This window comes from Rickettsiales bacterium, assembly GCA_033762595.1.
GTDB lineage: Bacteria > Pseudomonadota > Alphaproteobacteria > Rickettsiales > UBA8987 > JANPLD01.
The window spans coordinates 1-21,553 of sequence record JANRLM010000100.1 but is presented as its reverse complement, the minus strand read 5'-3'; the positions used below and the strand labels follow the sequence as shown (position 1 = coordinate 21,553).

Annotated in this window: 18 protein-coding genes and 1 tRNA gene; 11 read left to right on the top strand and 8 right to left on the bottom strand. The window is 30.5% G+C overall.

Annotation, left to right across the window (positions count from 1 at the left end; all coding sequences use genetic code 11):
* Window positions 1-113: 113 nt before the first annotated feature.
* The 3 genes from mscL to SFT90_07220 are packed head-to-tail and all read left to right on the top strand — an operon-like array spanning window position 114 to window position 2,267.
* A complete protein-coding gene (mscL, locus tag SFT90_07230) occupies window positions 114-515 on the top strand; it encodes a large-conductance mechanosensitive channel protein MscL (protein MDX1950271.1) in 402 nt (133 codons plus the stop codon).
* Window positions 516-528: 13 nt separating this feature from the next.
* Window positions 529-1,725: a succinyl-diaminopimelate desuccinylase gene (gene dapE / locus SFT90_07225; protein MDX1950270.1), complete on the top strand. Its 1,197-nt coding sequence runs from the start codon at window positions 529-531 to the stop codon at window positions 1,723-1,725.
* The gene (locus SFT90_07220) at window positions 1,725-2,267 is read left to right on the top strand and encodes an NAD(P)-dependent oxidoreductase (protein ID MDX1950269.1); all 543 of its coding nucleotides are present in this window, start codon (window positions 1,725-1,727) and stop codon (window positions 2,265-2,267) included. The genes dapE and SFT90_07220 overlap by 1 nt, the downstream gene beginning before the upstream one ends.
* A gap of 55 nt (window positions 2,268-2,322) precedes the next feature.
* Here SFT90_07220 and SFT90_07215 read toward each other — a convergent pair whose 3' ends face one another.
* Window positions 2,323-2,568: a DUF1467 family protein gene (locus tag SFT90_07215; protein MDX1950268.1), complete on the bottom strand. Its 246-nt coding sequence runs from the start codon at window positions 2,566-2,568 to the stop codon at window positions 2,323-2,325.
* Between the two features lie 35 nt (window positions 2,569-2,603).
* Here SFT90_07215 and SFT90_07210 point away from each other — a divergent pair, with 35 nt between their 5' ends.
* Entirely contained in the window at window positions 2,604-3,302 is a 699-nt protein-coding gene (locus tag SFT90_07210; GenBank protein MDX1950267.1) for a phosphatase PAP2 family protein, read from the top strand.
* Between the two features lie 80 nt (window positions 3,303-3,382).
* A tRNA-Thr gene (locus tag SFT90_07205) sits at window positions 3,383-3,459 on the top strand.
* Window positions 3,460-3,480: 21 nt separating this feature from the next.
* On the opposite strand, the gene SFT90_07200 is transcribed toward SFT90_07205, so the two are convergent.
* Both SFT90_07200 and SFT90_07195 read right to left on the bottom strand, forming a co-directional pair.
* Entirely contained in the window at window positions 3,481-4,365 is an 885-nt protein-coding gene (locus SFT90_07200; GenBank protein MDX1950266.1) for a hypothetical protein, read from the bottom strand.
* 68 nt (window positions 4,366-4,433) lie between these two features.
* On the bottom strand, window positions 4,434-6,110 hold the full coding sequence (locus SFT90_07195) for a hypothetical protein (protein ID MDX1950265.1): 1,677 nt from the start codon (window positions 6,108-6,110) through the stop codon (window positions 4,434-4,436).
* A gap of 203 nt (window positions 6,111-6,313) precedes the next feature.
* On the opposite strand from SFT90_07195, the gene SFT90_07190 reads away from it, so the two are divergent.
* A complete protein-coding gene (locus SFT90_07190; protein MDX1950264.1) occupies window positions 6,314-7,204 on the top strand; it encodes a divergent polysaccharide deacetylase family protein in 891 nt (296 codons plus the stop codon).
* Here the strand turns inward: SFT90_07190 and SFT90_07185 are convergent.
* Window positions 7,201-7,908, bottom strand: a complete 708-nt coding sequence (locus SFT90_07185; GenBank protein ID MDX1950263.1) for a prepilin-type N-terminal cleavage/methylation domain-containing protein — start codon at window positions 7,906-7,908, stop codon at window positions 7,201-7,203. The two genes, SFT90_07190 and SFT90_07185, sit on opposite strands and share 4 nt — an antisense overlap.
* Complete coding sequence (locus SFT90_07180) at window positions 7,895-8,386, bottom strand: hypothetical protein (protein ID MDX1950262.1); 492 nt, start codon at window positions 8,384-8,386, stop codon at window positions 7,895-7,897. The genes SFT90_07185 and SFT90_07180 overlap by 14 nt, the downstream gene beginning before the upstream one ends.
* Here SFT90_07180 and SFT90_07175 point away from each other — a divergent pair.
* Genes SFT90_07175 through SFT90_07160 form a run of 4 tightly spaced genes read left to right on the top strand, consistent with a single transcriptional unit; the run spans window position 8,367 to window position 13,936 of the window.
* Window positions 8,367-8,936 (top strand): hypothetical protein, encoded by a 570-nt coding sequence (locus tag SFT90_07175; GenBank protein MDX1950261.1) that lies wholly within the window; start codon window positions 8,367-8,369, stop codon window positions 8,934-8,936. The genes SFT90_07180 and SFT90_07175 overlap by 20 nt on opposite strands.
* Window positions 8,929-9,591 carry a flagellar motor protein MotB gene (locus tag SFT90_07170; protein ID MDX1950260.1) on the top strand — a complete coding sequence of 221 codons (663 nt, stop codon included), beginning with the start codon at window positions 8,929-8,931 and terminating at the stop codon, window positions 9,589-9,591. Before SFT90_07175 ends, SFT90_07170 begins: the two co-directional genes overlap by 8 nt.
* Window positions 9,575-13,183 (top strand): hypothetical protein, encoded by a 3,609-nt coding sequence (locus SFT90_07165; GenBank protein ID MDX1950259.1) that lies wholly within the window; start codon window positions 9,575-9,577, stop codon window positions 13,181-13,183. The genes SFT90_07170 and SFT90_07165 overlap by 17 nt, the downstream gene beginning before the upstream one ends.
* A 15-nt stretch (window positions 13,184-13,198) precedes the next feature.
* Window positions 13,199-13,936, top strand: a complete 738-nt coding sequence (locus tag SFT90_07160) for a prepilin-type N-terminal cleavage/methylation domain-containing protein (GenBank protein ID MDX1950258.1) — start codon at window positions 13,199-13,201, stop codon at window positions 13,934-13,936.
* Here SFT90_07160 and SFT90_07155 read toward each other — a convergent pair.
* Together SFT90_07155 and coxB are read right to left on the bottom strand one after the other, a co-directional pair.
* Window positions 13,933-16,056 (bottom strand): protein-disulfide reductase DsbD family protein, encoded by a 2,124-nt coding sequence (locus tag SFT90_07155; protein ID MDX1950257.1) that lies wholly within the window; start codon window positions 16,054-16,056, stop codon window positions 13,933-13,935. The genes SFT90_07160 and SFT90_07155 overlap by 4 nt on opposite strands.
* A gap of 320 nt (window positions 16,057-16,376) precedes the next feature.
* Window positions 16,377-17,207, bottom strand: a complete 831-nt coding sequence (coxB, locus tag SFT90_07150; GenBank protein ID MDX1950256.1) for a cytochrome c oxidase subunit II — start codon at window positions 17,205-17,207, stop codon at window positions 16,377-16,379.
* Between the two features lie 81 nt (window positions 17,208-17,288).
* On the opposite strand from coxB, the gene tldD reads away from it, so the two are divergent.
* A complete protein-coding gene (gene tldD, locus SFT90_07145; GenBank protein MDX1950255.1) occupies window positions 17,289-18,719 on the top strand; it encodes a metalloprotease TldD in 1,431 nt (476 codons plus the stop codon).
* A 19-nt stretch (window positions 18,720-18,738) separates the two neighbouring features.
* On the opposite strand, the gene SFT90_07140 is transcribed toward tldD, so the two are convergent.
* On the bottom strand, window positions 18,739-21,553 hold a 2,815-nt coding region (locus SFT90_07140), incomplete at its 5' end, for a hypothetical protein (protein ID MDX1950254.1).

The window sequence follows — 21,553 nt, the reverse complement described above, 5'->3', positions numbered from 1 at the left end:
CCAGACTGCGCTACACCCCGATAACATTAAAAAATTTAATAAAATCTTTTAATTTTAATTCTAGAATTTTTTTTTATTTTATCTATTTTAATTAAACAACCAATAATTTACTTATGAAAAACTTCCTCAATGAATTCAAATCTTTTGCCATGAGGGGCAATGTTGTTGATTTAGCGGTCGGTGTTGTTATTGGGGCTGCTTTTGGTAAAATTGTATCTTCTATAGTTGCTGATATTATTACGCCAATAATAGGCTTCTTAGTTGGTGGCGTTAATTTTACAGAGCTAAAATTAAATTTAGGTAAATTAACTGAGGGTGTTGCCCCTGTTACAATTAATTATGGTAATTTTTTACAAACAATTTTTGATTTTGTTATAATTGCCTTTGCAATTTTTGTAGCTATTAAAGGTTTGAATAATCTTAAAAAAGCTGAAGAAACAAAGCCAGCAGAGGCTGCTCCAATACCTGAAGATATAAAACTTCTTACTGAAATTAGAGATTTACTGAAAAAATAATTATTAGCTAACAGTGCCTTACCCATCTTTAGAAATTGCATCTTCGCTTATCTCTTTCAAATCGGTATCTGGGGAAAAAGACGAGGGTGCAATATTATTTATTAAGAATTTTCTTTCTGATTTAGGGTTCAACTGCTTTACAGAAACTTTCACTGGCAGTGGCTCATACGAAGTTGAAAATCTATACGCTGAAATTGAAATTCCTTGTATAAATCATTCTAAAAATCTTTGTTTTGCAGGTCATACAGATGTAGTTCCAGAGGGGGATTTATCTAAATGGAGTATTAATCCTTACAAGCCGGAAGTTAAAAATGGCTTCTTAATAGGGCGTGGTGCTGTGGATATGAAGGGTTCTATCGCATGTTTTATGTCGGCAGTTAAAGAATACCTGCAAGAAAGCTCCTTAGAAAAATCTTCATCTAAAAATAAAGCAAAAATCTCTTTTTTGATAACTGGTGATGAAGAAGCTGACTCCATTAACGGCACTGAAAAAATGCTGAAAGCCATATATGAAAAAGGCTTCAAAATAGATTCTTGTATAGTTGGCGAGCCTACAAACTCTGAAAAAATTGGTGATACAATTAAAATTGGCAGAAGGGGCGGGGTTAGTTTTGAACTCAAAATAAATGGTGTGCAGGGGCATGTTGCTTACCCAGAAAAGGCAAAAAATCCAGTGCCAATAGTTGCTGAAATTGTAGATAAGCTCTCAAAGCTAAGGCTTGATAATGGCAATGATTTTTTTCAGCCTAGTAATTTAGAAGTTACAACCATAGATGTTGGTAATTCTGTAGTAAATTTAATTCCATCATCTGCAAAAGCAAAAATGAATATTCGCTTTAATAATGAGCAAACCGCCATTTCTGTTAAACAAAAAATTGAAGAAATAATTCAAAATACTATAAAAAATTATAATAATTCATTTACTTATGAATTAACTCAGATAGGCAGGGTTAATGAATCTTTTGTGTTTCCACCAAGTGATTTTGCAAATCTTATCGCAAAATCTTCAGAAAAATTCGCTGGTATAAAACCTGAATTTACAACTACTGGAGGAACTTCAGATGCAAGATTTATTAAGAATTACTGCGAAGTTGCTGAGTTTGGGCTTATAAATACAACCGCTCATAAAATTGATGAGAAAATTGCTGTTTCTGATTTAGAAACGCTAAAAAATATCTATCTTGAGATTATCAAAGGTTATTTTCATTAATGTTGCCAATAATATTAAAGCCAGATTATGTTTCAGCACTTGTAATTGGTGATGGTGTTGCAACATATAGAAGGCTTGAAATGCTTGAAAAAGCTGGCGTATCAAAAGTTAAACACCTAAAAAACCCCTCATTAGAAGATGTTTCAAATGCTCTTGATGCTATAAACATCGTCTATGTAGCTGATTTTGATGATGAATTTTCAGAGAAGATTGCAAAAATCATAAGAGCTAGAAATATAATTCTTAACATTGAGGATAAAGGAAAATTCTGTGATTTTAATGTTCCAGCTATAATTAGGGCAGGGGATATGTTAATTACAGCCTCAACCGCTGGAACTGCCCCAAGAATAGCTCGTAGAGCTAAAAAAATCCTTGAAAAACAATTTGATAATGAATTTGCCGAAAAGATGTCTAAGGTTTCTAATCATCGTTTAACACTAAAAAGTAAAGGGGCTTCTATGGAAGTTCTTATAGAAGAATCAGATAAAATCATTGATGAAGTAGGGCTATTTGACAAATTTTGCGATAGATGCAAATCATAGAGAAGCATTATTTTAATTAACCAATTAACCGCATAATATATATTATGGAAAATAATTATCTATAATAAGGGAAGATATCTTGCCAAAAATAGTAAATCAAAATCGCTACAAAAAAGCTCAAAATTGAGTTTATAAGAAATTTCTTTTTTATATTTGGGTTTTTTGGAGCGGCACTGGAATTTGCAAGGTAATTTTTATCTCTCTGGCTTTCTTTTTCTAAACCAAATGGCAATACGCAAAAAATTAATATCCACCAAGTTATAAAATAAATAAAAATAAAATTTACTATATCAAAATTCATAATAATAATTTTCAAGTTAATAAATCATTTTACCAATGAAAAACTCTTTAATTGTCTCAAGCTTACTGGCTTTGATATTTTTTGGATTATATCCATCTGTAGATATATATTTTAGTTCATTTTTTTACGATGCGGAAGTTAAAAACTTTCCATTAAGAGAAAATATTTTATCTCTTATCATATATTACTCTGTAAGGATTTTTACTTTTATAACGCTTGCGATTTGCATTTTTGTTATAACTTATGAAAGTAAATTCACATCAAGGCTTTACAAACATATTTTACCAAAATTATGCAATAAAACCAGGGGCTTAATTGCTTTGAGTAAAGAAAAAGCTTGGTTTCTTTTTTTGGTAATTATAATCACCCCCGGAATATTAGTTCACTGGATTATGAAGCCAATTTGGGATAGAGCAAGACCCGTAAATACTGAAATATTTGGCGGAAACTATAAATTTTCTTATTTCTATGAGCTTTTTGCTGGACAAGATGGAAATTCCTTCCCTTCAGGACACGCATCAATGTCATTTGCGATGGTTGCATTTGCATACATTGTTAAAGAGGAAAAACGCAAATTAGTTTTTGCGATAACATTCCTCTATGGCTTTTTAGCTTCATTTTGTCGAATTTGGCAAGGCGGACATTTTTTAAGTGATGTGGTTTTTAGTGCAATAATAACCCTTTGGACAATCTATTTTGTAAGAAAATATTATTTGGATAGATTTAATGGTTAATCTCCCCCGCCCTTGAAATGCTAAAAAAATATTTTGACATTCAGAGAAAAAAAACTTAACAAGGGCAATCTTTTCTAAATGCCGTCTTAGCTCAGCTGGCCAGAGCGGCTGATTTGTAATCAGCGGGTCGGGGGTTCGAATCCCTCAGACGGCACCATCTTTTTTAGCAATAATTATCTTAGCTTAATCTTGTTCTTGAGCAATTTCTGTTGAATAGGTTTTGAGATAAATCTTCAGAATCTAAAGAGTTATTAAGCATTTGCTCTGCATTTATAAAACCAATTACAGCTTCATTGAAAGCAAGCTGAGATGTTTCGTCATTAATTTCTATAATATCAGCCCCGCTTTTATAATCTCTCTGCTTGGGTTTAGCAGGTTTAGGATTATCCAAATCATATTGTTTCTTAAATTCATTAATAACGTCATTGAAAAATTTTTCTGCAAGCACATTTGTTTTGCCATCTACGAATTTTATAAAAGATAATTCTGTTTTTAATCCATCAAGGGTAAATGTATCAATTTTATTTTTATTTGGCTTACCATTAATTATTTCTACTCTCTCAAATCTATCAGAATTTTTGTTGTAAGAGTATCTAAAAATTTTATTTTCAGTTTTATCTTCTAAGTATAAAAATTTTCCCTGCTTGTCATATACTTTATTAAATTCGTGAAGATTACCTTTTTTGTCTATTGAGTTTATATTGGGGGTTTTATCTTCCTCTTTACTAGTATTTTTAGATTTTTCTAAAGGTTTTAATCCTAAACTTTTATTAATTTTATTCAAAAAATTTATATCCTCAGCACTATTTGACTCTCTTATTGCAAATAATTCAGATAAAAATTTTTCCGTAGAAATATTATCATTATATATTACAGATTTTTTTCCATCTTTAGAAGTTGTATAAGAATATTTATGAACTCCATTTTTATTAAGATTTGTATATTTCCAAGTTGTATTATCACATGTATGGATTAAGCTAATAAAACCGGCTTTCTTATTGTAAGTTAAGGTGAATTGGTGAAGCTTTTCATCTCTCCAAACATTATGAGAAGTCTCTTCCATAAAGCTAAAACTTTAGTTTTGTCAAAATGTAACATAAATGCAACAATAGTCAAGATGAAAAAATTTTATCACCTCTTCAAAAAACTCTCAGGGTTTAGCATTTTATCTTTCTGCATATCTTTCAGTAAATCCTTATTTTCAAGGGCTTCGCCCATTTTATCGTGAACAGAGGATTTTATTGAATCTTTTATTTCTTTTAATCCTTCCATCAATTTTTGTTTATCGTGAATTGCATCAAGCTTTTTAAGGGTATCATCAGTTTTTTTTGATTCTTTTACTTCAACTTTTTCTTTTGGGTTTTCTAATTCTGGCTTGTTATTTTGAGAATTTATTGCATATTTTAAGCTAGGATCTTTCTGTTCATCAACAATGTCAGAGGCTTTTTTGGTGGCTTCTAATCTCTCAGGGCCAATTTCATTTTTAGTGCCAGTTTTAACTTCTTCTTTTTCTTGAGATTTTCTGAGTTTTTCCATATCAGAAATTGCATCAAGTTTAGAAAGTTCAAATTTTAGATTTTCAGATTTTGAGAATTTATCTAGCTTATCTTTATTAAAAGAATTCTTTTTAGATGAGCCAACTTGCTCATAAATTTTAAGGCTGTCATCAGCTTCATAGCCTTCTTTTTTGATATTTATTTCAGAATTTCCAGCTTGAGAAGGGTTTTTAACTTGATTTGAAAATTCTTCGGCGGGAATTTTATATCTTTGCCCTTTAATTTCAGCCTCAATAATCACCCTACCCTTTTCATCTGGCGTTACAGAAATTATTTTTACTTCATTTGAGGATTTTTCTTTAAGGCTTTTAATAGATTTTTCTAAATCATTTGTGGCCTTTTCAATATCTTTAACCATTGCTTCGGCTTCAGGCATTGAGATTTTTTTTTCTTTAGCAAGCTCTTTAAGGCTGATGTTTTTTTCTTGTGCAAAACCATTTTTATCTTTTATTTTAATGGTAACCATTTTATCTTGGTCATCACGCCCTGCTCTTCTACCAGAGGTTCTAACAATTTCCCCAAGGCCTTGAGCTTTTTGTTGAGCTCTTTTTAACTGCCGACTTGATGATTCTACTAGCCTAACTTGAGCTTGAATTCTAACCAAGTTGGCGCCAGCATCAACTCTATTAGCAACACCCATTACCGATGAAACGCTTGCCTGCACTTGAGATCTTATAGCAGAAGTTACCCTGCTTAAAAAGCTAGGGCTTTGCTGATTATTAGATTGAGATTGTGAGCTTGGGTTATCTCTTTGATTTTGAATATTCTGTGACTGCGAAATTTGAGATTGCAAATAAGCTGCAATATTAGAGGCTTTTTGAGAATTGATATTTTGAATTTTTCCATCAACTTCAATTTTTGCATTATGTTTAAGTTGAATATTTTGGCTTTGAATACCAAGGATGTTTGCTATTTTTGCAGTATCCAGCTTAATTCCAAGTTGTTCAGATTTCTTAAGATAAAGCGAAAAACTTATCTTTCCTTCAAGTTTTTTTAGATCATTTAGGCTGAGATATTTTTCAAAATTTTCTGTTAAATTTCCTTCCAGAATTTGAGATAATTCAGCGTGAGTGAGATTTAAGATTGAAGAATTCTCAACATCTGTTTGCATAATTTGTTTTTCAAACTCAACTTCTTCAGCAACTGAAACAAACATATCAATAAGCTCTTGCTTGGTCATACCAACTTCAGATAGCATTTGCTCAATAATACTTGCTTTTTGAGATTTTTCAGAAATTCTAGTTTCAATCATAAAATATTATTTAACTATTGTTTTAAGCTTTTTAATAATTAATTATATTAAAATAATTTTGAAAAAATATGCTTAAAATATTTAATAAAAATAACTCGGATAAAAAAATTAAACCCAACAAAAATTTTGCTATCTATATTTTGGGGTTATTATTATTAATTATTATATATCAATGCGTTACATTATATCAGAATTATTCGCAGTTGCCAAAAAAATCTTTAGAGCTTGGCAGAATTCTTATTATTAAACCAAAATCCAATGAAGTTGCTGGGCTTAAATTATCTTATGAGGAGATTAAATCCTTTAATCCGGAATTTCTAAAAAAAATTGAGCAAGAAAAAGAAGATAAAGCAAAAGCAAAGCTTGAAAAAGAAAAGCTAGAGGCTGAAGAAAAAGCAAAACTTGAAGCAAAACTTGATTATAAAAATGCACCGCTTTCTATTATTGTTACTGATTTAGGTCAAAATAAAAAGCTCCTTAAAAATGCTGAAAAATTACCTAAAGAGGTTAATTTTGCATTTTCGCCCTACTCTGATGATTTACCTAAAAAAATTGAGGCGACTATAAAATCAGGCAGGCAAGCCCTTCTAACTTTAATGTTTGAGCCTTCGGGCTTTCCAATTAAAGATACAGGCCCACTAACAATAATTTCTGTTGCTGACCCAAATAAAAATCTTGAAAAGATTACAAAGACTATCGGAGAAATTAAAAATTATTCTGGTTTTATAACTAATGAAGGTGAGATAATTTCTCAGAATCTTGATGTTATTTCACCTATCTTAAAACAAATTAGGGATTTAGGGAAGTTTTTTGGTTATCACAAAATATCAGTAAATACCTTCTTAGAAAATGAAGCAAAACCTCTTGCAGTTGATATTTTTGCCATAGATTTTATTATAGACGAAAAACTTGATGAAAAGGAAATACTTACAAAGTTAAAAATAGTTGAAGATGAAATTTTAGTTAAGAAAAGAAAAATTGTAATTTCTCTAAAGCCTTATAAAATCTCAATAGACATATTAAGTAAATGGCTTGAGGCTAACTCAGGAAAAATAAATATTGCACCAATAACTTATTTTGTAACAGACAATTAATCTACAACTTGTTCCAAGTAATAAATAAGAATGCAATCTTGGTTTTTATTACTTAAATTGTAAGAATCTAGTGGGTCAGATGCACCTGCGGTAACACAATTTGCTACAGAAACTCCATTTCCAGATGTAGTAATTATTTGCCCTTGTGATGGATTATTATTATCAATTTTTTGATCAATATTAGTAGCACCTTGAGGAGATATAACGGCACTATTATAATCCGAACCCGAATTATATCTGCCAAACATTACAGAAGCAACATTGTTAGTGATTTTCGTATTCCTAGTTTGAATCGTGTAACCAGAGTTATTAAAAGGTGCTGCGGGAATATCAGTGTCTAGAAGAACTTTAGAAGAAGTGCCAGATGCCATTCCAGAAAATGTGCCATCAACATAACCAGCAAGAGAAAGATGTTGCCATGCATCTAAGCCCTCAGCTTGACTTATTGAGGAATTACCATCACCGCCAACAGCTTTACTGGGCCAATAACTTGCGGCATCAACTAAATCACCCGGCATTCCATAATATTTGTCTTTGAATTGGTCATAGGCTGATTTATAATCAGCAAAATTTGATATTACTGAAAGCCTTTTTGAGCTTTCAATAATTTCCTGCCCACCAAGCACCGCACCAACCAGCAAACCAATAATTACAAGAACTATTGAAAGTTCAATTATTGTAAAACCTGATTTATTTTTTTTCATATGGAATAAATTTACATTCATTACTAAAAATTTCTGATGATAATTTTGTTTTCATCTCTTCATCTTGCGATTTGATATCTAATAATTTTTCAGGGCTGTTTTTATTTTCAATAATATTCATCGCAATAAACTTCCTTGAATATTTTGAATAATTACAAACTATTTTGTCTTTATTATCAATAAGTTGGCTGTGAATACATTTCCTTTTAGAATTCAAACCTTCTATTTCATTAACAATATTAATATTTTTAGATGTTTTAGTAACACATTTGAATTTTTTGCATTCTGAAAGATATATATGAAGCTCACTACAATTAGGAATTTCTTCAGTCTTAGAGTATGCTTCATTGGCAAAAGTAAAAAAAGTAATAATAAGTAATATTATTTTATTAAGCATGGCTTCAAGTTTCAAACATACATTATTAATAAAAGAGCCTTCAGATGGGTTTAAGTATCTAATGGTTTCTTTATTTCTCATTCTATTATCTTTTTTTATATTACTCAATTCAATTTCACTAAAAAATAAAAAGAAAAGCGAAGAAGTTCTTACTAATGTAAGATATGAATTTGTTGGCAAAGATCTAAAAACAAAATTAAGTATAAATAATAAAGATGATATTGCTGCTGGCTCAAAAATTTTTGGCCTAAAAGAGAGAATGGAAGATATTCTAAGAAAAAAACTCTCAAGTGGTGTTTATATTATTCAATCAGGGAAACTTCTAAAAATACATCTTAGAAACAATGTTTTTTTTAATGATGAAAGTGGCAATATAAAATATTCAGGTGAAAAAATATTAAGGCAAATCTTTTCTCTAATTCAAGAATATTCTGAAACGGAAAACATTAATGCAGATATAAGCATTCCAAACACTGGTAATAATAAAATAGATATAAAAAAAGCAACAATAATAAATAATATTTCGTCTTATTATTATCCTTCAAAATACAGACTAACTGTTAGCCACTTTAAGACGGAGAAAGATTTAGATAATGCAATAAAAATTTCAGTAGTTTTAGGTTATGAATAGTAAGTTCAAAATAAATAAAACATCATCAAAAATTAATAATAATTGGATGCTTAGTTTTGCTGATCTTTTATCTTTAATATTAACTTTCTTTGTTTTACTTTTTGCAACCTCCTCTATCCCTAAAAAAAGTTGGGATAGATATAAGAATGAGTTTATAATATTGGGTAAGTCATCTCATATTGGTTTGTTAAGTTATATCTCAAAGGAAAGTGAGGATGCTAGTGTTAATATTAAGAAAATTATAAACCCTAATTACGATATTAGTTATATAAAGAAATTATTAGTAAAATCTCTTGATCAAGATTTTTTTGTTTCTGGTGATGTTATCATTGAGAATAGTAACGAAAATATCTTTATTATAATAAAAAAAGATAGTTTTATAAAAGGTAAAAAAAATTTAGAACTTACAGAAGCTGGTAAGAAAGCCTTATATCAACTTTCTCCTGTGCTTGGAAGCCTTAATAATCAAATCAATCTTGTTTACCGTAGCAATAATAAATTTTATAATATGAAAATATTAAATTTTTTTGATGATAAAATAAAAGATGTTGGTTATAAAAATACTATAAGAAAAATTTTTTCTGCAATTAATTATAAAAATTTTTACGCTGAAAGAATTACTATTGTTATAAAAAACTATGAAGCAGTTTTATAAACTAATTATTTGCACAATTATCTCTGGGATATTATTTCCTACATTTCTACTTGCACAAGATACAAAGCTAGAATCAAAAACCACTGATAAACCATCGGAAGCTATAAATAAAAATGTAAAAACTGAAATTTTGTATTTTGAGAATTTTGTTAGAATAATCTTTTCTGGATTAGAATATTCTGAGCTTAACCCTCAAATGCAGGGGCAAAATGTTTTTATAGATTTTACCAAACAAGCTGATGTTTCTATAATTGGCTATAACCAAGTTAATAATTTTATAAAATCTTATGGTTTTGCTAATGATAATAAATCAGTAGCTTTTAGGCTAAAAAACGATGCTTCAAAACTAAGAAAATTTTTAGCAGATGGTGGAGTTGGTTTTGATATTTTTATAGATAAAGGTAATACTGATAGTGTAATTTCAAAGACAGCAATTTTAATGTCTAAGTTACCTTCAGAAAAGGGAGATAAAAAAGAAGATGCAAAAATTTCTAAAAAAGAAAAGAAAGAAATTATTATTTCTGAGCCGCTAATTACAACATACCCAGCTGATTTATATGGTCCGCCATCAATCAAACAAGAATACAGAATAGATGATAGCTTTGTTGGCCCTCTTGCAAGTAATTATAATGATAAAAGATACTTTGAATTGGAAAAAATGGTCGTTGGTAATTTCTATGAAGTTTCATCTAGCTTTGAAGAAAACATCTTTTTACTTAAAGTTTCAACGAGTAATATTGATTCTTTGGGGGCAGCAGCTTTTAATTTAGGGAAATATTCCTATCTTATTTTAGATTCAAAAAAGCCGATATTCAAAAGTGATATAGTTAAAAATTCTCTCGCAAAAAACTTAGAGGTTTCTAACAAAAATAATTTTACAATTTTTAGACTAAAATTAAAAGGGAAATATTCTGAATATAACAATTATAAAGTTATAGCATATTCTGATAAGGATTCTTGGAATTTAGAAATTCATAAAAAAGATAATAAAAATATTGAAAACTTTGTAAAACAATTTCCATTTAAGGCGGTTAATGAATGGGGTGAAAATAAAATTATTGTTACTCTAAAAAATATTTCAAAGCCTATTAAAATTAAAGATCCGCATACTGATGAATCTATAAAAATATTTACATCTACTGCAAATGGAGCTGGCAATAAACAAAGAAGAGATTTCGTAGATTTATCTATAGAAAACTCTGCGCAGGGTCTAGTAATTAAAGAGAAATCTGATTTAATTTCATATGAGAAAGACTCAGAATCAGCCTCTAAATTATATGTAACTAAATTGCCTAGCTTAATTTTATCTGAAGAAATTTTAGCACTTGGAGAATCTATATCGGAAGATGAGAAAAAATTAACTTCTAAAAAATTTAATATATTCTCTGAGCAATCTATTTTCCCTTTTAAGTTAGCTCTTGAAGCATTAGAAAAGAAAAAGGAAGAACCTAAAAAAGTAGAGAAACTTAACAAGAAAAAGGAAAAGAAAGTATCTTCTCTTGAGCCTGAAAATGTTGATGAGAGAAATATATCCAAAGATTTTATTGATGGGTTAATTAATAAAATTTCTTTAGCTAATAAAAATGATCGCACGCCACTTCAAAAGGAATTAGCTGATTATTATTTCTCTAATGCATACTACCCAGAAGCCAAGGGCATTTATGAAGATATACTTCTCAACGATTCTTCCTTCAAAGAAATTTTCAAAATTAAAACTAGTTTAGCCGCTACAAAGTTTTTGACTCAAAAATATGAAGATTCTAAGCAAGATTTTACAAATTTATTTGAGGAATCAGCTAATAATTTTTCAGCAAATGAATTAAAATTCTGGCAGTGGTTTAGTAATTATAAATATAATAAAAAAAATAGAATTACTGAAAATTTAGAAGATATTGATTTTTTAGAAGGCTTTGCAAAATTTATGAAGCAATACCCTGATGATGTAAGATTTGCAATGGGTATAGATTATGTGGAATACTTAAATTCACTCAATAAATTTGATGATTCAAAGGCAATTCTAGATGCTATTTCTTATGAAGCAATTCCTGAAAGTTTTGAAAATGATATTAAAATACTTAACGGAAAATATCTTGCTAAAATTGGAAAATATGAAGAGGCAATTAAAATTTTTGAAGAGCTGAAAGATAACTTTGATGATAGGAAAAATAGGGCAATCGCTAATTTTGAACTAACAAAGTTAAACTTAATTCTAGGTAAAATTGATTACAAAACAGCAATTAATGATTTATTAAAAGTGTCATTAATGTGGCGAGATGATTTCTTTGAAGTTGATGTATTAGAAGCGGCAGGAAATATCTATCTTAATCAAAAAGATTATATGGGAACATTAGAAATTTGGCGTTCTATTGTTCAAAATTTTCCTCAAACGGCTGAATCAGTTTATATTCTTGGTAAAATGAAAGAGGTTTTCATTGATTTATTTGATGTTGGCTCTGTATATGAATTAGAGCCATTAGAAGTTTTAAGGATATATTTTAGATTTCGGGAATTAATGCCAGTTGGTGAAGTGGGTGATAGAATAACTAGAAAAGTTGCTAATTATTTTATTAATACTGATATGATAGATAATGCCGTTGAAATTCTTAAACACCAAATAACTTTTAGATCCAGCGGTGATAGTAAAGCTGAACTTATATTATGGCTATCTCAAATATACTTAGATGATAATAAATTTGAAGATGCTGGTAAAATACTAGATCTCGCAAATAATGAGGAGTTATCAGAAGATATTTCAAGAGAATTAAAAAATAGAAGAGCCTATATTCTTGCGTTAAATGGCAATTTAGATAAAGCTATTGAATTAGTAAAAGATGATTTTTCTACAAATGCAGAAAATGCAAGAATTGAAGTATTTAGGCAAAGAGAAAATTGGTTTGGAATTCAAGATAAAATTGAACCTAGGCTTCAAGCATATATTGATAGTTTTCCAGACCCATTAACAAAAGGTCAGATTAAAGATATAATTTTACTTGCTATTTCTTATGCAAGCCAAAATGAAAATCAAAAATTAAAAAATTTAGAAAATAATTTTATTTCAAGGCTTGAAAATGAAAATGATATTAAGTTATTTTCATTTTTAACTAGTGGCCTTAACAAGTTGGATTATAGAGACTTTGAAAGAACTTCAGAGTTGGAAAAAATACAATCTTTCTTGAATGAATATTCTTATCTTCCTAGTAAAAAATGGCTAACAGTTGCCTCTTTATTAGAGGATAAAGTAGAAAAATTAATGTCTAAACCTTTTGAAAATCTAAGCTTGGAAGACAAAAAGAATGTAGTAACGCTCGCACTTGCTTATTCATACTTAACAAAAGATAATTCCGAGAGAGTTATTTTAGATAGTAAGAAAAAATTATCAAATTTATCTAGAGTTTTCAAAGATGTTAAAGTTGATAGAGATACAATTCAAGTTTTTAAGATGTTAGATAAAAAAGCTGATCCAAAAGAACTTGATGCAGTTTTTGAAGGAAAAATTAAATTAGCTGATATTGAAAAATTTGTTGGTTACTATCAAAATTCCAACAAATTTTCTCAATTAAATATAATGATTAGAGATAAATTTAATAATTAATCTTTTTTATTTAGCGTGCAAAAATCTGGATTTACCTTTATAGAGTTAACCATTGTTTTAGTTATTGTTGGCATAATAATTGGTGCAATACTTGGTGCTCAAGATATGATTCAAAACTCAAAGAATCAAACTATAATAAAAGAGTTTAGTAATTATAATGCAAATATTTCAGCTTTCTATTTACAATATAATGCACTTCCTGGTGATATTTCTAATGCTAGTTCATATTGGTCTGGGGCTTCAAATGGTGATGGTGATGGCAGAATTTGTTGTAGCAACACAGAAAGTGTTTACCTCTGGAATCACTTAAAAAGAGCTGGAATAATTGAAGGAAATTACGACGGAAATGATACTGATATTTTGTTATCTGTCCCATCATCTTCTACTGATTTAGGCTATTACAAAGCTCATTATGCAGGCTTATCTGGCGATCAATGGCTACTCGGTGGAACACAAATTTATGAAGTTAAGGCAAACTTCATTGGTTTGGGTGCTCCTTCAACTTCTGGTGAATATGCACTTGGTGCTGTGAATTCTAGTGATGCTTATTCAATTGATATTAAAATGGATGATGGCAATGCTTCAGCGGGCATATTAGTTGCCGTTAAAGGAACAAATGATTTATCAACATTTCAATCTGGATGTGTTAGTGCGTCAACCTTTGGAACTTCAGCCAGTGGAACAATTACTTATCAAATTACAAATGATACTAAAAGTTGCCGTTTAATATATTGGTTACAAGGAGCATTTTAATCACTATCAATCGCATCAAAAACGGCTTTTCTAAGGTTTTTTTTATCTAGTAATTCTCCTAATATAATTCCATCAGGCTTTTTGGGGCCATAAATTTTATTAAATGGAATTGCATATCTGCCGTTTTTAACTAAAAAATTATGAATTTTCTCACTAGGCTTTGTAAAATCAGCTCGCATTAAAATCACTTTATTTTCTTTTAAGAAATCCATTGATGGGTTGATGGTATTCAGCTTATTGAACTTGCAAGTTAAACACCAATCTGCGGTTACATCAACTAAAACCACCCTGCCCTTTTTTACATATTCAGAGATTTTTTTCTCATCAAATTCAATCCATTCATTATGATATTGCTTAACTTCATTTTCTTTAGTCATTACAAAATGGCACATTAATAAAACCACAATTATAACCCAAGCAATTGCAATAAAAACTCTAACGAAATAAATATTTTTAATTTTCGCAATCCATAGAAAAATAAAAATCATATGTATTCCAACAAAGACAATTATTGGAACATAGTAACCAGCATTATTAACTAAAACATAGAGTAGCCAGTAGGTTGTTAGGTAAATTAGAACGCCAAGAATTATTCTAACTTTCAGCATCCACGCACCTGGTTTTGGAAATATTTTTACCAAAGATGGTGCAATCATTATTAAAATATAAGGCATTGCAAGCCCAAGCCCCATAAAGAAAAAAATTAAGAATATTGTTAAATTATCCCCAGCAAATGCAAAAGAAACCGCTGTTGTTAAAAAGGGTGCGGTGCAAGGTGTTGCAAGTAATGTTGCAAAAGCACCTGTTAAAAAACTACCTAAAGCAGATGAATCACCTGATTTATCAAGTAGATTATTTATTTTATCATTTGCTTTGCTTGGCAGTAAAACCTCAAATAAACCGAATTGATTTGCCGCAAATAAAGCCAAAATAAAACATAGGAATATTATAAAATAAGGTTCTTGAAATTGAATTCCCCAACCCACAGATTCTCCGGCCTGTTTTAGAAATACAACGCCAATTGCCAATAACAAAAATGAAAATAAAATACCAAGCGTTGAGAATAAAAAACTTTTTCTAATATATTTTTTGTCTGAAGCACCATGCTTTACCATTCCAAAAATTTTGAGCGATAAAACAGGCAAAACGCAAGGCATAATATTTAATATCAATCCTCCAATAAGTGCTGCAATTATTGCGGTAATAATAGTTATAGATTTTGAATGTTTGGATTTGATTTCTTTAGAATCTTTTCTAGAAGGTGATTTTTCAAGTTGAATATTTTCAATATTTTTTTCAATAGAATATTCGTCATTAGAGAAGACAAAATTAAGATTTTTATTCTCAAGAGTTTCGCCTTTTACAAGGGTTTCATAAGGGGAAAAAATTTTTAAGATTTCTGAATTTTTGTAATAAACTTTTTTAGTTTTTGGAAAGCGAAAATTTTTGCTTTCTTCAGAAATAAAAATATCCGCATTTTTTGAGATTAAATTTTCTTTTATTTTTATTTCAGTAATTATTTGAGAATCATCAGCTTTAATATTTTTTATTTCTGCATCTTTATTAAAATTTAATTTTGGAGTTTTTGCGATGAATTTTTCAATTTCATTTTTTATATTTTGATTAAAATAATCTGGGTTTATTTTCGCCTCATATTTTCCTTCGGCAAAAAGGCATACATCTTTACACACCGCAAAACTAGCTTTTAGCTTGAGCTCCATAGGCTCGTTAAAGTTTTTAGGGGTGATTATTAAAGGTAAAATAACTTTATCGCCACCTAAAATAAAAGTTTCAACACCATAAATTACTTCTCTTTTTGGAGCAGGCCAGATTATTTTTATATCTTCAATATTTTTTGAATTTGAAAAATCTATCGCAACTGGAACACCACTATCGCCAGAATTTTTCCAATATGTATGCCAATCTTTTTCAAAAGAAAATTCTAAACCCGCTAATAAATTATTTGAATCACCACTGGTTTTTCCAGCATAAATAAATCTGGCTTTGCCTTCATTTCCTTCTGTTCTCTGCCAATTTGAAGTGATTGCAAAAACTTGCGAAGAAAAAAATAAAACAGAGAAAAATAAAATATTGAAAATAATTTTTTTGATTGAAAGCATAAAATTTTTTTTGGTAAGATGAATTTGCACTCTAACAAGATAATTTCAAATTAGAAATTTTTTAGAAAAATAATTTTGATTTTGTGAAATATTTTTTAAGAAAAATTTTTTGAGATTTTTTTGACGAAAAAAAACCCCGATAAAATCTATCGGGGCTTCACTGGTAGGTATAAGCTCTACTGTGCTTACATCCTTATTTATAAAGGTTTTTATGGGCAATTCAAAGCGATTTTTTTATATTTTTTTGAGAGCTGAATATGTTAATTTTTGGTTAAAATAAGCCATTGTTTTTTCCTCTAAGTTACTGATAAAAAACGCTTCTAACCATTAAGTTGTTTTTTAGCCCATTTTCTATATGCTTTTTTGGATACAGCTTTTACCTCAATTGGCATAAAAGCGTGTTTTGAACCGCATAATTCAGAACATTGGCCGTAATAAGTGCCTTCCTTAGTAATCCTAACCCAAGTTTCATTAATTCTACCCGGAACTGCATCTTTCTTAACCCCAAATGAAGGAACCGCCCAAGCATGAATAACATCAGCCGCCGTAGTTAAAACTCTAATATTAGTATCAACTGGCAAAACAACTGCATTATCAGTTTTAAGTAAACGAGGCTCACCTTTCTTAAGTTTATCTTCAGGCGTCATATAGCTTTCAAACTTAATCCCCTTCCCTACCCCATCAACATATTCATAGCCCCAATACCACTGATATCCAATCGCTTTTATTGTTAGCTCAGGGTTTTCGTGCTTTTCCATATAGTTAATTAATCGCCAAGATGGAATAACGATAGCAACTAGGATTAAAACTGGAACTGCCGTCCATATAATTTCAATTAAAGTATTGTGTGTAGTTTTAGAAGGGGTTGGATTTGCCTTTTCCCTAAAACGAAACATTACATATAATAAAAGTAGCAATACAAAAATACTGATACCAAAAACCATATAAAGCAGACCATCATGAAGATTAACTAGCTTTTCCATTACAGGTGAAGCTGGTTTTTGAAAGTTAAGTTGCCAATCAACTGGCTTGCCATAAGTTGATTTTTCAATCTTAAAATTATCCAAAACTCCAATCTTTTCAGATTTTTCCTCTGCAAGTGATGAAAAGGATAAAAAAATTAATGATAGAAAAACTAAAAATCTTGTCATAAAATTTTAATTAATATTAAATTTGAGAATATTATATATATTTACTAATAAATTATAAAAAACAAATTAATAAAATTTAGGATGTTAAATACAGCAAAAAATATCTTTTTCAACAATTATGGTTTGAATGAGGCAACACTAAAACAAATCACCTCTGATAGTTTATCACCGCTTGATGATGGTGAATTATTTATGGAATACTCAGTTAGCGAATCAATTTTATATGATGAGGGAAACCTTAAAAATGCCAGTTCAGATACCACTCAAGGCTATGGTTTGCGTGGTGTTTTGGGAGAATCAACCGCCTATGCACATTCTTCAATTTTAGATATAAATTCCATCAAAAATTCCACACAAGTTATAAATGCATTGAAAACTTCCGCTAAGAGTTTTAAGCAAGATGTGAGCCCTGCAAAAGCCTATAAAAATTTATATAACCCCCATAATCCGCTTGAGGAAATCAGTTTTTCAGAAAAGCTAGAAAAACTAAAATTTATTGACGAATATCTAAGAAAAAAAGATGAAAATGTTAAGCAGGTTTCGGCTTCTATTGCCTCAGAGTGGCAGGTTGTATACATATTGAGGGCTGATGGCAGTGAATATTCAGATGTTCGCCCGCTTGTGCGTGTAAATATTTCTATAGTCTATGAAAAAGATGGCAAAAAAGAGCGTGGAAGTTATGGAATGGGCGGTAGAAGCCTCTATTCTGATTTTATAAATCAAGAAAAGCTTATTTTCGGTTGTGATAAAGCCTTGAAAGAAGCCAAAACTTCCATTGAAGCCCTGCCCTCCCCCGCTGGTGAAATGGATATTGTGCTTGGTTCAGGCTGGCCGGGGATTCTTCTACACGAGGCAGTTGGACACGGCTTAGAGGGTGATTTTAATCGCAAGAAAACCTCAGCTTTCTCTGGCCTTATGGGGCAAAGAGTTGCCGCAAAGGGTGTTACTGTTATAGATGATGGCACAATTGATAATCGCAGAGGCTCATTAACGATAGATGATGAAGGAACACCAACAAATAAAACTATTCTAATTGAAGATGGTATTTTAGTTGGATACATTCAGGATAGGCTAAATGCAAGGCTTATGGGCGTGAAGCCAACTGGCAATGGCAGGCGTGAAAGTTATGAGCATTCTATCCTTCCAAGAATGACAAACACCTATATGTTAAATGGAAATTCCTCACAAGAGGAGCTTATTTCACGGGTTAAGAATGGAATTTATGCTGTCAGTTTTGGTGGTGGGCAAGTGGATATTACTTCTGGCAAATTCGTTTTTTCTGCCAACGAAGCCTATAAAATTGAAGATGGTAAAATTAAATACCCTGTAAAAGGTGCAACTATTATTGGCAATGGCCCAGAATGCTTAAAGAATGTTAAAGGAATTGCTAATGATATGAAATTAGATGATGGTGTTGGCACTTGCGGTAAAGATGGGCAAGGCGTGCCTGTTGGTGTTGGCCAACCTTCTCTACTAATCAGCGGCTTAACCATTGGCGGAACTGAGGTTTAAGAAAATCCAAATAAAATTATTAGTTGGATTCCTGCCAGACGCTAAATGCATCTTGGCTTGCATCGTATGTGATGGTCAAATGATCATCAGTTTGTATATTTACGATATCTCCATTTGATGTATGGATTTCAAAGCTGTCTCCAAGATAATCAAATAAAATATCTTCTTGCATTTGAGTTAATTGAGTGCCTGTAATAACACCTTCCTTAACTTGCATATTGATATTTGAAACTTTGAAATTGTAAGTTTCGTTGATAGTAATGCCAGAAGATGTTTCTAAGCTTAGAGCAATTTGACCTGTAGCAATATTTGTTCCGCTCAGTTTAGATGCAATGAAATCTGCACCAGCTTTTGTGAGGACTAAATTTCCATCATTAGTGAATTGTAAATGAGCACCTTTAGATAGTGAGAATAAAGTATTGCCGTTAGAATCTTTCATAGCAATCACAGAATCAATATTAGCTGATGCTATAGAATCTCCATTATTTGGTTTAACTGATAATATTGTTTGAGTAATATTGCCATCTTTCAATACATTAAGAACGCCATTATCAGTAACATCTTCCGCAAAAGTTATATCTAAAGAATTACCCGAAAGGTTTTGATTGGCAACAGAAACCCCATCAGCATCGTTAAGTTCAGCAAAACCATTATAATTTACTGATAAATTTCCTGCTTTTGCTGAGTCATTTTCAAAAATTTTGAACTTGAAAACTTTATCGTCAAAATCAATAGTATTAGGATTTCCATCACTTTGGATTTTTGCTTTAATTGTAATTCCAAATTCTGCTCTATCATTAACTATAGTATCATTATTATCAGCGGCCATTTGGTTTTTAAGGTTTAGCATTCCTGTTTTTGTAAGAATAATTTTTACAAGAGCCTTGCCATCTGGGAGAGTTGCATCAATTTGGTATAAGAAATCTACGCCACCTTTTAATCCTCCGTTAGATGTATTAATTGCAAATAATGAACCCCCTATGCCATCTCTTAAATCAGTGCTATCATACCATAAGTTAGATGATGCAAATTGGTTAACATTAACACTTGGTCTTGATATTGAGTGAGGACAATCAACAATGAATTGAGCTAATTGAATATTATCATCAAAATTACCTGATGCATTCATATGATCAGTTAGTGTAATTTCAGTAATTGATTCTCCATTGTTGAAGGAAGGATCTTCGGTAAACCAACCAGTTGGTGCTGGTGGAGTGGAGGAATCAGTGATGCCGATACTAAGGGTTTTTACATCAATTTCTAGAAGGCTTGGATTTGGATTTCCGTTTGCAGTTGTAATTATAATCTCTAAATTTTTAAGCTGAGAAGGTGCAACATTATTTTTTATGAAATCCACACCAGCTTGATTAAATACAACTTTATATTGCTTTTCATAATAATCAGGCAAGTTGTCATTGTTTTGAACAAATACAACGCTATATAAATTTGTAGGAATATTATTTGCAGATCCTTGAAGTTTAAGGGTTACCACAGGGTTTATAATTGCTTGGTCATCTCTAACGCTAAATTCTACAATTGAAGTATTTATACTTAAGTCTGCATCATCTAATGGGTTGGATGTAAAATCAGAAACTATATCTCTAATTTCTAAATCCATACCTTTTCCATCTATTTTAACTTCAGCATTTCTTGTTGTTGATGCACCTGAATTATCAGTAGCAGTGATGTTAAAATTGATTGTGCCAGTATCGCCAAGATCGAGCAATTGTTTAATTTCATTTAAATTCGCATTATTATTAACTTTTAGTAATACATTTTTGCTAGTTGGTGAGGTATGAACTGTATCAAGTACAAAATAATCAGAAAGAGTTTTGCCTTGTGGAAAATTAAATCCAGTTCCAGATAAGCTGCCTAAAGTAATTGAAATATCATCATTTGCATCTGAATCAGTTATTGTCCAAGTATGTAATATAGTATTTGCGTTAATGTTATTTTCATCAAAGTTGGTTGATGGATTTATTGAAATAACTGGTGCTGAGTTTGATGGCGAGTTAACCCCTTCAATTGTAAACTCAAAGTCCTCAGATACAGCGTTACCGCCGTTAGGGGCGGAGTCCAGTGCTGTAATTGTAGCTTTAATTTTTACTGATTCTCCAGTGTCTAGAAGAGGAGCAAGGAAATTTTTTCCATCTTGGGTTAAAAACACTTCATAGTAGCGATTATTGCCACTGCCCATTAATTGAGAAATATTATAATGAATGCCTTGAATTAAGTTAATATTTGTTCCGTTATTATCAAATTGTAAGTCTGCTGTAATGAAAGGAATATTAGTATTCATATCAACAGAAAAGCCAATATCATCAGAGATATTAATCTTACCCAATAAAGTATCACCATTAGAATTTAAGTTAGACTCATTGATTGTTTTAGCGTTTACTCCATCAGCAAAGCCATCAAGAATTATTGTTGGTGGGTTATCTACAACATTAGTTTTTCCATCAATTACAATCCTTACATCTTGCTCAACTATTGTATTATTTGGTCCATCAGCAATTTTTATTTTAACGATACCTTCTATTGAAGTTCCATTATTTAGAGAAGTTAAGCCGCTGATTTTTTGATATCCATCTGGGAGCAATACTACCTGCATTTTTAGTTGATTGTTAACTATATCATATGGTGTGGAAATTGCGTAATCTCCAATTCCAGTAATATTATCAAGCTTATTGAGGGTTATATTCCCTCCGGTTCCAGAAAATATAATTTGTGAATCATTAAATCCAGCCATTGTTAACTTATTATTATAGGAAGCTAAAGAATTTAAGTCCGCATCAGTAATAATAATTTCAGCAATTATGCTTGCCCCAGCTGAA